General features: G+C 68.8%; 12 protein-coding genes and 5 pseudogenes. 7 read left to right on the top strand and 10 right to left on the bottom strand.

Annotated elements, in window-relative coordinates:
* Positions 1–110 precede the first annotated feature (110 nt).
* The 4 genes and pseudogenes from OG520_RS43370 to OG520_RS43355 form a co-directional block, all read right to left on the bottom strand.
* Complete coding sequence (locus OG520_RS43370; protein ID WP_406016786.1) at positions 111–2,171, bottom strand: SpoIIE family protein phosphatase; 2,061 nt, start codon at positions 2,169–2,171, stop codon at positions 111–113.
* 570 nt (positions 2,172–2,741) lie between these two features.
* A pseudogene (locus tag OG520_RS43365) lies at positions 2,742–2,864 on the bottom strand (IS5/IS1182 family transposase); the annotation flags it as partial.
* 284 nt (positions 2,865–3,148) lie between these two features.
* Entirely contained in the window at positions 3,149–3,922 is a 774-nt protein-coding gene (locus OG520_RS43360; RefSeq protein ID WP_331749197.1) for a VOC family protein, read from the bottom strand.
* Positions 3,923–3,957: 35 nt separating this feature from the next.
* Positions 3,958–4,515, bottom strand: a complete 558-nt coding sequence (locus OG520_RS43355) for a hemerythrin domain-containing protein (protein WP_331749195.1) — start codon at positions 4,513–4,515, stop codon at positions 3,958–3,960.
* Between the two features lie 288 nt (positions 4,516–4,803).
* Between OG520_RS43355 and OG520_RS43350 the strand changes: the two genes are divergently transcribed.
* Together OG520_RS43350 and OG520_RS43345 are read left to right on the top strand one after the other, a co-directional pair.
* Positions 4,804–5,754 carry a Ku protein gene (locus tag OG520_RS43350; protein WP_331749193.1) on the top strand — a complete coding sequence of 317 codons (951 nt, stop codon included), beginning with the start codon at positions 4,804–4,806 and terminating at the stop codon, positions 5,752–5,754.
* Between the two features lie 22 nt (positions 5,755–5,776).
* A pseudogene (locus OG520_RS43345) lies at positions 5,777–6,690 on the top strand (ATP-dependent DNA ligase).
* Between the two features lie 236 nt (positions 6,691–6,926).
* On the opposite strand, the gene OG520_RS43340 reads toward OG520_RS43345, so the two are convergent.
* The 3 genes and pseudogenes from OG520_RS43340 to OG520_RS43330 all read right to left on the bottom strand — a co-directional run.
* On the bottom strand, positions 6,927–7,172 hold the full coding sequence (locus tag OG520_RS43340) for a hypothetical protein (RefSeq protein ID WP_331749191.1): 246 nt from the start codon (positions 7,170–7,172) through the stop codon (positions 6,927–6,929).
* A complete protein-coding gene (locus OG520_RS43335; RefSeq protein WP_331749188.1) occupies positions 7,169–7,390 on the bottom strand; it encodes a hypothetical protein in 222 nt (73 codons plus the stop codon). The genes OG520_RS43340 and OG520_RS43335 overlap by 4 nt, the downstream gene beginning before the upstream one ends.
* A pseudogene (locus OG520_RS43330) lies at positions 7,387–7,977 on the bottom strand (transposase); the annotation flags it as partial. The gene OG520_RS43335 and the pseudogene OG520_RS43330, both read right to left, overlap by 4 nt.
* A 280-nt stretch (positions 7,978–8,257) precedes the next feature.
* Between OG520_RS43330 and OG520_RS43325 the strand changes: the two are divergent.
* From OG520_RS43325 to OG520_RS43310, 4 genes and pseudogenes are all read left to right on the top strand, one after another.
* Positions 8,258–8,428, top strand: a complete 171-nt coding sequence (locus OG520_RS43325; RefSeq protein WP_331749185.1) for a CDGSH iron-sulfur domain-containing protein — start codon at positions 8,258–8,260, stop codon at positions 8,426–8,428.
* 125 nt (positions 8,429–8,553) lie between these two features.
* Complete coding sequence (locus OG520_RS43320) at positions 8,554–8,709, top strand: DUF6131 family protein (protein ID WP_148833239.1); 156 nt, start codon at positions 8,554–8,556, stop codon at positions 8,707–8,709.
* A gap of 252 nt (positions 8,710–8,961) precedes the next feature.
* A complete protein-coding gene (locus tag OG520_RS43315) occupies positions 8,962–9,726 on the top strand; it encodes an MFS transporter (RefSeq protein WP_331749179.1) in 765 nt (254 codons plus the stop codon).
* A pseudogene (locus OG520_RS43310) lies at positions 9,723–10,140 on the top strand (helix-turn-helix domain-containing protein); the annotation flags it as partial. The gene OG520_RS43315 and the pseudogene OG520_RS43310, both read left to right, overlap by 4 nt.
* A 30-nt stretch (positions 10,141–10,170) precedes the next feature.
* Here OG520_RS43310 and OG520_RS43305 read toward each other — a convergent pair.
* Positions 10,171–11,091 carry an IS3 family transposase gene (locus OG520_RS43305; RefSeq protein WP_331747561.1) on the bottom strand — a complete coding sequence of 307 codons (921 nt, stop codon included), beginning with the start codon at positions 11,089–11,091 and terminating at the stop codon, positions 10,171–10,173.
* Positions 11,088–11,396, bottom strand: coding sequence for a transposase (locus OG520_RS43300; protein ID WP_329196993.1), 309 nt, complete (start codon positions 11,394–11,396; stop codon positions 11,088–11,090). Before OG520_RS43300 ends, OG520_RS43305 begins: the two co-directional genes overlap by 4 nt.
* 70 nt (positions 11,397–11,466) lie before the next feature.
* Between OG520_RS43300 and OG520_RS43295 the strand changes: the two are divergent.
* Positions 11,467–11,879 (top strand): annotated as a pseudogene (locus OG520_RS43295) (integrase core domain-containing protein); the annotation flags it as partial.
* Between the two features lie 159 nt (positions 11,880–12,038).
* Here OG520_RS43295 and OG520_RS43290 read toward each other — a convergent pair.
* Positions 12,039–13,130: a glutamate--cysteine ligase gene (locus OG520_RS43290; RefSeq protein ID WP_331749600.1), complete on the bottom strand. Its 1,092-nt coding sequence runs from the start codon at positions 13,128–13,130 to the stop codon at positions 12,039–12,041.
* Positions 13,131–13,448 lie beyond the last annotated feature (318 nt).

The following is a 13,448-nucleotide window of genomic DNA, read 5'->3' as shown; positions in this document are numbered from 1 at the left end:
CCACCGGCTCCGATCGGCGGTGGGCTCGCAAAGGGAGGCATGCTTCACCGAGCCCGGAGGCGTCGACGTGGCGGAGACGAGAGCCCCGCCGAGCCGGGCGGCCCTTGCTGTCAGCGGCCGTGTTGTTGAGGCCGGATGAGGAGCAGGGCGATGTCGTCGTTGCGGGGGGCGGACCGTTGGGCGTGGTGAATGAGTGTGTCGGCGAGGGCGGCCAGGGTCTGGCCCCGGGCCTGTGCGAGCTGGGCGGCGAGGTCGGCGGTGGCGTCGTCGATGTCGATGCCGGGGGTTTCGACGAGTCCGTCGGTGTACAGGGCGAGCACGGCCCCGGGCGGTAGGGGGATGTCGGTCTCCGAGTAGTCGGCGGCCGGGTCGATGCCGAGCAAGAGCCCAGGCGTCAGCGGGAGGATCTCAGTGTGCAGGTCGGGGTGGCGCAGGAGTGGGGGCGGGTGACCGGCAGTGGCCAGGCAGGCGCGGTGGCGTGCCAGGTCGAGCTGGACGTAGAGGCAACTGGTGAACAGGCCGGGGTCGAGGTCGGTGAGCAAGCGGTTGGTGCGGGCGAGGACTTGGCCAGGCGGTGCGCCGGCGGTGGCGTGGACGGCGGTGCGGACCTGCCCCATGAGGGCGGCGGCATTCACGTTGTGGCCTTGGACGTCGCCGATTGCTGCGGCGGCGAGGTCGGTGTCGAGATGAATGAGGTCGTAGAAGTCGCCGCCGACGTCGATGCCGTGAGCGGTGGGGAGGTAGCGGGTAGCCACGTCCAGGCCGGGGACGCGGGGCAGTGCTTGGGGCAGCAGGCTGGCTTGCAGGCTGTGGGCGAGAGCCTTGTTGGCGTCGTAGAGGCGGGCGCGGTCCAGGGCCTGGGCGATCAGCCCGGCGGTCGAGGTGAGGACGGCTCGTTCCTCGGGCGTGAAGGGATGCGGCCGGTCGTACGCGAGGACCAGTGAGCCGACGGGGCGGCCGGAGGTGATCAGGGGCAGGAAGGCCCAGGCGGCCTTGCCGTCCTGCAGGACGGCGGGGGGATGAGCGCGCTTGAGGTCCGCGAAGGTGGCGTAGAAGCTGGGGACGCCGCTGGTCAGGACACGCACGGCAGGGGTGTTGGAGGCCAGGGGTGTGCCGTCGAAGCGGTCCATGAGTTCGGCGGGGTAGCCGCGGTAGCCGATGATCCGCAGCCGGCCCTCCTCGGCGATCATCAGGGCGAGGGCTTGGGTATCGAAGGCGGTCGGGACCAGGTCGTCGATCCGGGCGATCACATCCGTGACCCCGACGGCCTCGGTCAGCGTGGCGGCGAGGTGCATCAGGTGGTGGTGGGCGGTCGACCGGCCCGGTGCGGCCGGCGGTGCGGGGTGCAGAACCTCTGACGGCTCCGAGGCAGGGGCCGGGGAGGCCGGGACGATGCGGACGCTGAGGCCGGATACGTCCGGGTACAGGTGGAAAGACAGCCACCGGTCCGGTGGGCGCAGGGCGGTGAAGGAGGTGGCCTCCTGGCTGAGCACCGCAGCCCGGTAGCGGTCCTCGACGACTGGGTCGTCCAGCCACGGCAGGACCTGGCGTGGCAGGGCACCCAGCAGGTCGGCGACGTTCGCGCCGAGGAGGTCGGCAGCGGTGGTGGTGATGAAGGTGATCCGGCCGTCGAGGTCCAAGGTGCAGCATCCTCCGGGCAGGCGCTCGGCGAAGTCCGCCGCTGCCGCCTCCTGGGTCGGCCCGCGGGCGCGGGCACGCAGGGGGGCCAGGACCTGCGGCTCGGCCCCGGGCAGCAGCGGGTGGCCGCTGTCGGCGGCCTGCCGTAGGAGAAGGCCCAGGCGCCGGCAGGAGGTACGGACCGCGTTGCGTTCGTGCCGGGTCAGCGGCGATGGATGCGAGCTGGGCCACCGCGCCACCAGAGCGCCCCAAGCGGTGGTGCCGGTGGTGATCGGGGCCGCGGCCGCCGAGAAGGGGTAAGGCAGTGCGAGCGCCATCTGCGGGTAGTGCCGCGCCATCTCTTCCTGGCCGCCTACCCACACCAGACGCCGCTCGCGCACGGCGTCGGTCGCCGGGGTGCGGGCCGCCAGCGGCACCTGCGTCCAGTGCGCGGCGATCTGCCGGGGAACCCCCCTCAGCACCGCCAGCCGCAACACCCGCTCGCCCGGCGGCAGCAGGTAAACCAGGCCACCAGAAGCGTCCGTATCCCGCATGAACTGGTCCAAAACAGTGCAGAGTGGGCGCGTGCCCGAGCCTGTGCCAGTGCCGAAGCCGGCAAGGTCCCTCGTGCTCTCACCCTCCCCAGCAGCACCGGGCAGGGATCCTTCCAGGCGCCCGAAGCGACTTCTGGCCGCCTCCGCGCTGATGCCCAGGCCAGCACCGACCTGCGCCCAGCTGGCCCCGGCTCGCCGGTCCGCCAACACCGCACAGCGCACCAGTTGCCCGGCCAGCCCCGGCACCTTCGCCACGGCGGCAACATGACGGCCCTCCGCTCCACGCCCCGGGCCCGAGTCGCTCGCCCGCTGGGCAGCGGCCTGCACCTGCGTCAGGAGATCCGTTTCCGTGAACACCAGCGCCTGCCGCGCCTCCGCCGCCGCCTGCCAGCGACGCCGGGCCCGCCAGGCTGCCTGCCGATGCGCCTGATGGCAATACCGCCGACCTGGGCCTGCCGACTCCGGCAGTGGAGCTCCGCACCAGCCACACCGATCGTCGCCCATATACCGATCGTCGCCCATAACGACGTGCTGTACACGTCCACCGGGGCGATGGCGGCCGGCACTTTTGATCGTATCCGCGAGATCGAAGAACACGTCGATGACCGCGACGCGGCGTTCGTAGCATCGGGCGAGCCGGTAGAAGGCGTTCTGCCAGGCGTGGGTGCGCTCGACGTGCCACCGCTGGCTCGCCCGGTGGAGCCGCCGGATCCCCCGGCGCGGCCCGGGTCGCCCACACCACCGCCTGAGCCACCCCGCCCGGATGGCCCGGGTGTTCCCGGTCCCGAACCGGAGCCGGGGCGGCCGCGCCCATCGGAGCCGCCCGGCTGAACGCAGGCCGATGGACGCGGGTGAGCCGGGCGGGCGATGGCAGCCGCGGCGGCAAGCCACGTCGGGGTGGGCTGCGCGACGAACTGGCTGCGGGCGCGTTGGGAGCCGACTCGGTCGGCGTGAGTGCCTGGCTGGGGTGGCCGTCGTCAGGCGCCGGTCAGGGTGAAGAGGGCTCCATCGGGGTCGCGGATGAGGAATGCGCCGTCCGGGGTACCGGCAGGTGAGGGAGTCGGTGAGGATTCGCCTCCGGCTGCCGCGGCGGCCGCTGCGGCCTGCTCGCCGTCCCTCACCCGGAAATGGACATTCCACCGGGGCCGAATCCGTGGGTCCGGGCCGGTTTCGTCGCTTCCGCCGTACAGGGTGGCGACGGTGCGTCCGCCGGCCTGGACCATGATGTGGTCCTGGGCGTAGTCGACCGTGCAGCCTCCCGGCGGCCGGGCCCAGTCGAAGACCTCCGCGTAGAAGATCGCGGCGCCGAACGCGTCACGGGTCTGGAGGTCCAGCCGCACCGGGGCCCTGCCCCGCCCCACCGGCCAGGTCAGGGCGGGGCCTTCCCAGAATCCGAACACGGCGCCGTCCCGGTCCGCGGCGATCCCGGCCCGGCCCTCTCCCAGGAGCAGAGGACCGACGGCGAGCGTGGCGCCCCGCTCACTGATCCGGGCCGCCGTCTCGTCCGCGTTCCTGACGGCGAAGTACGGGGTCCAGACGGCAGGATGGCCACCGCCGGGGCAGCATCCGATCCCGGCGACCGGTTCACCCTGTGCCAGAGCCACCGAGAAGCTGCTGCCGAGCGTGCTGGGCCTGAACGTCCAGCCCATGACGTCGGAGTAGAAAGACTGCGCCGCGCGCAGGTCCCGTGCCATCAGGCTGACCCAGCACGGCGCACCGGCCACCGGCGCGGTTCCTTCGTGGGCCGGCATTCGGTGCTCCTGCGGGTGCGTGATGGGGGTGGGGTTCAGCGGGTGGTGGTGCGCAGCAGGTCGCGTACCCGGTCGACCAGACCGGCGCCGGGTACGAGGAGTCTGTGGGCGGGCGGGGTGTTCGGGAGCGAGGGGTGGGGGCGGGTGGGGGCGGTTTGCCTGGCCCGGCGCACCAGCCGGCCGAGTTCGTCGAGCGTCTCGGGCGGGAGGGTGGCTGCGAGTTTCGGGAACAGTTCGTGTTCTTCCTCGCGCATGTGGGAGGCGACCTCGAGCTTCAGCTTCGCGATCGTGTCGTTGAACCGCGGGTCGTCGACGCTCAGGTCTTCGAGGTCCTTGAGCATGCGCTCGGCTCTGGCGTGATCGGCGAGTTCCTTGTCCGCCATGGCCGCACCGTGCGGTACATACTCACGCACGACGGGGTAGAGGTGCCGTTCCTCGGCGACGGTGTGCCGGACCAGTTCCGCGGTCAGCCGGTCCGCGAGCTCCCGCCGCCGGGGGTGGTCGACCGGCTGCAACTCGATCTGCGAGAACAGATCCTCCAGGTCACGGTGATCGGCCATGAGCTCCGTGATCACATCGCCACCGGGTTCCATCGCGACACAGCACCTCCTCTGGGGATCGGCGTCCCCTCGGGATGAGGGTGCAAGCACACAGACAACACACCCCGGGACGCAGAACCGGCGCCACGCGCGCGGGAACGGCACCGTACTCACCTCCCCGGCCCACGTCTTTGTGATGCGATCACCACCGTCCCGCACCAGGATCGGACTACGGGCGGTGGCCCGGCCGCGTCCTGCCCCCGGTCCAGATCGGGGGCACCTCCCCCAGGCACGCCGGTCCACTTCCCGGCCCATGCCCGTAAGGGGGGCCTGGAGGTACGTATGCCGCGGCCCTTGTGGACCGGTGCCATTTCCTTTGGCCTGGTCAGCATCCCGATCAAGATCGTCAGCGCGACCGAGGACCATTCCATCCGCTTCCACCAGGTCCACCTGGAGGACATGGGCCGGGTCCGCACACGCAAGATCTGCTCGATCGACGACGAGGTCGTGCCGCAGGAGGAGATCGGCAAGGGCTACGAGATCACCAAGGACGACCTGGTCCCGGTCACTGATGAAGAGCTCGACGAGATGCCGCTGCCCACCGCGAAGGCGATCGAGATCGTCGCGTTTGTCGACGCCGACAGCATCGACCCGATCCGGATCAGCGACTCGTACTTCCTCGCGATCGACGGGCAGGTCGCAGCCAAGCCATACACGCTGCTCCGCAAGGCACTGGAACGCTCCGACAAGGTCGCCGTCGCCAAATTTGCGTGGCACAACCGCGAAAGGCTCGGACTGCTCCGAGTGCGGGATGACGCGATCGTGCTGCACGCGATGCGGTGGCCCGACGAGATCCGCAGCCCCGAGTCCCTCAAGCCCAAGGACGTCGACCTGGACGACGAGGAGATCGAGCGGGCCGTCCAGCTCACCGACACCATGGCCCTCGACGACATCTCCGGCTTCCGGGACGAGTACCGCGACGCCCTGGAGGAACTGATCGAAGCGAAGGCGGAAGGCACCGAACTCCCGGAACCGGCCGAGGGCGAGGAACGGGAGGCAGGGAAGGTCGTCGACCTGATGGCCGCGCTGAACGCCTCCGTCAAGGCGGCCAGGGAATCGCGCGGCAAGCACGGCGGCCAGGACGCGACCGTGCACACGATGCAGCCACGCAAGAAGACCACGCCGAAGAAGAAGACCGCCCCGGCCAGGAAGAACGCCGAGAAGAAGACCGCGTCTGGGAAGAAGCGCACGGCGAAGAAGACCGCGGCCGCGAGGAAGCGCAGCGCATCCTGAGCAGGCGCGGAGCGGGATGGTCATGCCGAGTCTGCCGCAGATCGCTCCGATGCTCGCCACGCCGGGCGCCCTGCCGCCCGCAGCCACCGAGGACCAGTGGGCGTTCGAGGTGAAACAGGACGGGCAGCGGGCCATGGTGAGCTTTCCGGGCGACGGGACGGTGCTCCTGCGGTCCCGGTCCGGGGCGGACATCACCACCGTCTACCCGGAACTCGCGGTACTCGGGTCCGTGCTCGGCCGGTCCGCCGTCTTGGACGGCGAGATCGTCGCCCTCGACAGCGAAGGGCGCAGCGACTTCGAGCGGCTGCAATCCCGCATGGGCCTGGCCTCCGCGGCGAAGGCCACCCGCATGGCCGAGGTCGTGCCCGCGCATCTCGTCCTGTTCGATGCCGTGTAACCTGGACGGCCGCAGTCTGACCGGTCTGCCGTACACCGAGTGCCGTGCCCTCCTGGAGGGCGCGGGGCTGGACGGAACGCACTGGTCGACGTCGGCGGCGGTCGTTGGGCACGGGCGCAGGCGCTGGAGATGACCCGGGCCGCAGGGCTGGAGGGTGTGCTCGCCAAGCGGTTTGCGTCGGTGTACGAACCTGGTGTCCGGTCCCGCTCGTGGGTCAAGATCCGCCATGTCCGTACGTTCGATGTGATCGTGGGCGGGTGGGTGCTCGGCCGTGGCCGGCACTGGTCTGCCCGGCGCTCTACTCGTGGGGGGAACCGGACGACGACGGCGTCCTGCGGTACGTCGGCAGCCTCGGCACCGGGTGGAGCGACGCCGAACGCACAACGCTCGCCGACCTGCTCGAAGTCGCCGCGATCGACGAGTGCCCCCTCAGCAGGACACCAGGCGTGGCCGGAGCGCGGTGGGTACTGTCGCGCCCGGTCGGCGAGGTCCGCTACACGACGAGGACTCGGGCGGGACTGCTGGGGCATCCTTCGTAGCACCGGCTGCGCCCCGACCTCGCCCCGGACGACGTCACTTGACAGTGAGGATTGACCATGGCATCGCCCGGAGGTCTGACTCTTCACCTGACCGACGCTTCGGTTGTCCTTCTCGGGAATCGTCGTCCTGCCGGTCGATGCCGCGCGGCGCGTGGCCGGCCGGGTGACTGTGACCTGATAGCGCCTCTGTGTGTCAAAGCGGCGAGCAATAGTCAAGAGTTGTGGGTGAGTTGATTTCAGCTCTCGCTGCGGTCGCTGAGGCCGGTCCTGGCAGTGTTGCGGATCCGTTTGGTGCGGCCGGCTTCGGCGAGGATCTCGATGGCCTCGGTGCTCGTCCCGGCGGCGGTCTTGAGCTGGAGCCAGTTGGATGCCGCGAGCAGGTCGTCCGGCTGCCAGGGCAACTTGAGCGTGACGGCGCGGAAGAGTGACCACTCCCGCAGGCGCTGAGCCAGGAAGGGGTGGTCGATCGTGGCCTGGGTCAATGCCTGCGCCCACCCCTCGTAGCGGGACCGGGAAAGAGAGCGGCGGCTCGACGGTCCAGGTGCCGCAGCACGGCGGACTGGGCCATTGTCTGGTCCGGATCAGTGAGCACGCTGCCGACCAGGTCGGCCTCGTCCGGGTCGGCAACGTCCAGCTTGTCGAGGTAGGCCGCGAAGCGGACGTGCTCGTCCGGGTTCTGCAGGATCTCGTGGACGTTCATGCGGCCGGCTCCTCGCGCTCGACCAGGACGCCGTTCTCGAATTGTGCGCCCGCGCGGACCAGGGACACCAGGTGGGCTCCGGTGATCGCACGCCATCGTGCCTGAGCGGACTGAAGCTTCCCCTTGATGTTGGACACCATCGCGAGCGCGGCCGCCGGGCTGCCCGCGCCCCGCATGACCTTGGTGCGGAACTTGACCGTGGAGAAGGTCGACTCGATGGGGTTGGTGGACCGCAGGTGAATCCAGTGCTCGGCAGGGAAGTCGTAGAACGCGAGCAGTTCGTCCGGGTCCTCGGTGATCTCCGCGACGGCCTTCGGGAACTTTGCCCCGTAGGTCTTCGCGAACGCCTCGATCGCCTTCTCGGCGTGGGTGCGGTCCTCGGCGTTGTAGATCTCCTGCATCGCCTTCGTCGCGCCGGGCTGCGCGGACTTGGGCAGGCAGTTGGCGATGTTGCGCGCTTTGTGAACCCAGGGGCCTGGCCGCCGGGAACACCTCGGCAGGGCCCACCAAAGGCCCATGGCGCCGTCGCCGATGACCAGCTCGGGGCCGCGCATGCCGCGTCGGCGGCAGTCGCGCAGCATTCTCGCGAGACCGATGCGGGCGACGGCTGCGGAGACGACGAAGAGGGCGGTGCCGGTGAGCAGGGCCCTGCGCGGCGCCAGGACGTTGACGAGTACGCCGCCGGCGGTGTAGCCGCAGATCTGCAGGTTTCCCGCGCGCATGTTGAGCACCGAACAGCCAAGCAGGTAGCCCTCTGTGAGGAGGATTTCGGTGAGTAGTCCGTAGCGCACTCCGCCGTCGACCGAGCCGAGCATGCCCTGCACCGACAGACAAACCTGAGCCCGGACGGCGTCTCGCCGCCCGCTGGTGGAGGGGCCAGTGCAAGTGACCTGTGCGGACGGAACCACTGCTGTCTCCGACCGCGTCGTCGTTGCTGTCTGCACGTGCCGACGCAGTCGGACCCCTCCGTGGTGCGGCACCAGTCACCGGCGCCGTGCCTGGCAGCGAACTGCTGCTGCGGCGGATGGGGACGAATGATCCGGGGGCAGCGACGGGGCCAACCGCATCTCCTGCCCGGCAGGCTCTTTGCCTGCCGGGCAGTTGCCGTGGCGGCTCACGGAAGCCAGAGTGGAAGAAGAGCACACACGAGATCGGAGCGTGTTGTGATCATTCTCGGAGTCATTTTGCTTGTCATAGGTTTCGTGACCGGCATTTCCATCCTGTGGACGATCGGGATCATTCTCGCCGTGGTGGGGCTGATCCTGTGGATCCTGGGCGGGATGGGACACGCGGTCGCCGGGCGAAGGCACTATTGGTAAAGAGCAGCCGGGCAATCGCGTCGGTTCCCGAAGGCCTCGTCCCGCAGGCTGGCTCTGGCCGCCTGCTTCGTCGACTCTGCTCGCACGGACTACGAAGTGGGTCTAAACGGGACTCCGTATTCCGCTGGACCGGATCCTGCTCCGCACTGCGGTTGTTCATCGTCGAGGTTGAGACGACGGAGACAGGCACGGTGCGGTCTTCAGCGTGGAGCCCCCGGCAGTTGTCCACCGCGGAGGCCGTGGGTGGTCCGCGTGGAACCGAAAGGTCCGGAGGACTTCACGAAGTCCAGCTTCTACGTACTCGGGGCCGCCGCGTTCCTGCTGTTCGTGATCAGTACAGTCGCGCTTCCGCCTCTGGCAGCTGCCACTCAGGACGATGCCGCCCAGGACATACGCAACCTGCGCTCACCCCGGTTGTGGTCGCGGTACCTGGTCAGCCTGCTCACGGTCGGGGCCGCCTACGCCTCCTTCTCCTACTTCACCCCGCTCCTTGAACAGAGCGCCGACTTCGCCACCGACACCACGACCCTGATCCTGCTGGGCTACGGCCTCTGCTCCTACGTCGGCAATCTGATCGTCGGCGAGTTCGCCGACCAGCACGCAGTGAAGGTGCTGCGGTTCGGGCACACGCTGCTGTTCGTCTCACTGGGGCTGCTGGCGCTGCGCGGCCATGTGCCGGCCGTGGCACTCGGGATGGTGCTCGTCGTCGGCCTCTCCGGGGTGACGATGAACCCGGCACTGGTCACCCGGGTGGCCGAGATCGGTGGTGTCGGCAACCTGGTCAGCACCGTGCACACCGCGGTCATCACCATGGGCGTCACCCTGGGGACCGCTATCAGCGCCATCACCATCAGCCTGTTCGGAGACGACCCCGCCGTAGCGATGTGGACCGGCGCGGCCTTTGCCGTCCTGGCCGCCCTGGCGCTCGCGACCCAGACCAGGCGGACGGCAAGCACAAGCCCGATCGTGGCGTCCCTTCCGGCCGGAGGCGAGCAGAGCGCAGAGGTGAAGTCATGACGACGCACGCCAACGCTCCTTTGTCTGTTGAAGGACGACGAGGACTGATCGAACGTTACAAGAGCCGCCCCATCGCCCACGTCGCGGCTGAGATGGGATTCTCACGAGCCTGCGCATCCCAGTGGGTCAACCGCTGGCGCCAGCATGGCGACCTCGGCCTGCAAGATCGCTCTTCGACACCCCATGTCAGACCGAGCGCCACGTCAGCGGAGGTCATCGAATACATCGAGACATGGCGACGCGATGGTGCACCTGGACGTGAAGAAGGTCGGGCGGATCCCCGACGGAGGCGGTTGGCGCATCCACGGACGCGACAGCAATCAGGCCAAGGTTGCTGCCCGTGCCAAGTCAGCTGGTGCGAAACGCGGGTACACCTATCTACACTCAGCCATCGACGGCTTCTCACGGCTCTCTGAGGTTCCCCCGCTGTGCGGGAGTGGCTGACTAGCTGGTCAGGGCGGGTTGACGTGGTTTCAGGTTCACTTGTTCGGCTGCTGCCTGGTTGGCGTAGTGCTTCTCCTCGTACTCGATCGGGCTGAGGTAGCCCAGCCGTTTCTGGATGCGGCGGGGGTTGTAGAAGCCGTCGATGTACTCGAAGAGCGCGAGGTTCGCTTCGGCCCTGGTGGCGAAGACGCGGCCGCGGATGCACTCGGTCTTGATGACCATCCACAGGTTCTCCGCCAGGGCATTGTCGAACGAGTCGCCGACCGAGCCCATGGACGCCTGGATACCGGCCCTGACCAGGCGTGTCGTGAGCTTCACGGACGTGTATTGACAGCCGTGGTCGGCGTGGTGGATGAGCTCGCCGGGGGCGACTTCGCGGTTGGCCAGGGCGTATTCCAGCGAGGTGAGGACCAGGTCGGCGTCCGCGCGGGCGGAGGTCTCCCAGGCGACCACCCGGCGGGAGAACGCGTCGCGGATCGCGGACAGCCACAGCGGCCCCTCCCCGGTGGGGATCATGGTCAGGTCGGTGACCCACAGCCGGTTCGGCCCGTTCGCGGTGAAGTCGCGCCCGACCAGGTCAGGGGCGAGATCGGCGTCCGGGTCGCGCCGGGTGAAGCCCTTGCCCCGGCGGGGGCTAATCCCGGCCAGGCCGGCCTGGCGCATGAGCCGCTCGACGCGCTTTCTGCCGACGTGGACGCCCTCACGCCTGAGGACGGCGTGCACGCGGGGTGAGCCGTAGATCCCGCCGGACTCGGCGTGGACCTGGCGGATCCTGCTGGTCAGCTCGGCGTCCCGGCGGCTTCGTTCGCACGGCTCGGTCTCGGCCTGGCGCCACCGGTAGTAGGTGGAGGAGGGGATGGAAAGTTCCCGGAGTACGGGCTCGACCCCCAGATGCGGGTGCGCGTCGAGGAGCGCGGTCACCTGGGCCGGGTCGGGTCGAGCTGGGCCGCGAAAAAAGCCGAGGCCGTCCGCAGGACCTCGTTCGCCCGCTTGAGCTGGGCGTTCTCCTTGCGCAGGGCGGCAAGTTCCTCACGCTCGGCGGTGGTGAGCAGGTCGCCCCGCTCGCCGGCGTCGGCCTCGGCCTGGCGGATCCAGTTACGCAGGGCCTCGTGGTGCACGCCGAGCTCCTCGGCCATACGACGGATCACAGGCTTCGGCTCGGCAGTCCGGTACATCTGCACCGCACGCTCACGCAACTCCAGCGGGTATTTTCTCGGGGCAGGCATCGTCTGGGCTCCTCTCATGAGACCCATCTGACCCTCTGTCACCCATCCCCGCATCTCGGGGGAACCTCACTCCTACACCGAGCCGCTTCCGGATGAGAAGGGCGCTACCGCTGCTGCGTTCCTCGCCCGTGCCAAGGTCTGGTTCGCCGTCCACGGGATCCACCAAAACCACCGCATTGTCACCGACAACGGATCCTGCTACCGGTCCAGCGACTTCGCCCGGGTCGTCGGCACGCAAAGTCGGCACCAGAAAACCAAGCCCTACACCCCGCGCCACAACGGAAAGGTGGAGCGCTATCAGCGCATTCCGGCCGAGGAACTCCTCTACGCTCGCCAGTTCACCAGCGAGGAGGCCAGGACCGCCGCGATCACGTCTGGAACATCCACTACAACTACCACCGCCCACACTCCGGAGCAGAAGGACAACCACCAGCCTCACGACTCTGGGACGGCGTCACCAACGTTCAGCCCTCATACATCTAGCCGCCTTCATCCTTCACCCGGCTGAACCTGAAGTAGCTTGCGCCGCTGTTCGGGCATCCCACCGGCCACCGTGTGGCCGGTGGGTGTACTTTCCCTTGTACCGATTCTCGGCAAACGTGCAGGCCACCTGATGCGGGAGCGGGGCGGGTCTCCCCAGGGTCAGCCACGTGTCCTGGACACGCACTCGGCTACTGCGTCACGAAGACTTCCGGTGCGAGCGAGCAGTTCCCGTTGGGTCCGTGCCCCGGTCCCCCGCTCCAGTACGTCCATGAGCCCCTTCTCAGCCGAAGCGAAGTCGTGACTGTCCTCCAGCGCACTTCGAACGTGCGCGAGCAGGGCCCCGACGACATCGGCCGCGGGCTCGGGACGCATGGTGCGGGGGTGGAGCAGTTGCCCCTCCAGTCCCGACCGGCTGGCTTGCCAGGCTGCCATACGCAGGATGCCCGCTCCCGCCGGGTCCGGCGGATCGCCGGCACGCCACTCGCGTGCCGCGGTCTCGACGAGGCCGCGGACGAGCGTAGCAAGCAGCACGGTGTCGGCCGGGTCCAGGCACACGTCCGCCACTCTGATCTCGATCGTTGGGTACCGGTGCGAAAGCCGCGCGTCGAAATAGATCATTCCTTCGTCACGCAGGACTCCGGTGTCGATGAGTGCCTGGACCTGTTCGTGGTAGCGCTCTGCGGAACCGAAGATCTCGACCGGTCCGGCGGAGGGCCAGCGCCCCCAGACCCTGCTCCGGTAACTGCTGTACTTAGTGTCGCGGCCTTGCCAGAAAGGCGAATTGGCACTCAGTGCCAGCAGGACTGGCAACCATGTGCGCACCCGGTCCAGCACACCGACACCCTCCTCGTCAGAGGCCACGGAAACGTGTATGTGGCATCCGCACGTCAGCTGTTCCTGTGCGGTCTGACCGAACTTGTCAGCCAGCCAACTGTACCGCTCTCCCTGACCGATCGAAGGACTGACCGGCAAAGGGGCCGTTGCAAGGGCCACCACAGCTGCCCCGGTCCGGGCCGCATTCTCTGCGGCCTCAGTGCGCCAGCGGCGGATTTCGTCCGCGAGCTCGCGCATCTCACTGCACGGTTCGGTGGCGAATTCCAGTTGCTGGTGATGAAGCTCCGGCTCGAAGACCGAGTCTCCCTCCGAGCGGCGTTCGGCGACGGCCAGCACGGCCGTCGAAAGTGCCCGGGGCTCACCGCTGGGTGTATCGACGAGCAGCAGTTCCTCTTCAACACCAACAGTTCGCACAATCGCATTCTCCCAGCAGCGGCCCTCAGGCGCTTGTCATGGGTCGTCGTGTGGCATCGCCTTGCCGCAACCGAGTGAGCAGGAACGATGAACCGGCCCATGACAGTGGCCACCTTCTCCGTATACCTGCGCCAGCGTTGGTCCCCGTAGTCCAAACCCGTCGGAACACCTCACGGAACCACCGGAGTCGAGGGATGACGCGTCCTCCCCGCCGCCGAGAACGGGCAGTTCCGGCCCACATTTCTTCACGGACACCCTCACCGACCGAACTGCCCCGTGACCGTCGCGTGGCGAGCCCGAGAAGGCCAAGTAGTTGGGGGG

The sequence above is a fragment of the Streptomyces sp. NBC_00984 genome (genome assembly GCF_045162475.1).
In the GTDB taxonomy this organism is placed as follows: Bacteria; Actinomycetota; Actinomycetes; order Streptomycetales; family Streptomycetaceae; genus Streptomyces.
The sequence above is the reverse complement of the archived record's forward strand: the minus strand, read 5'-3'. Positions and strand labels throughout refer to the sequence as shown.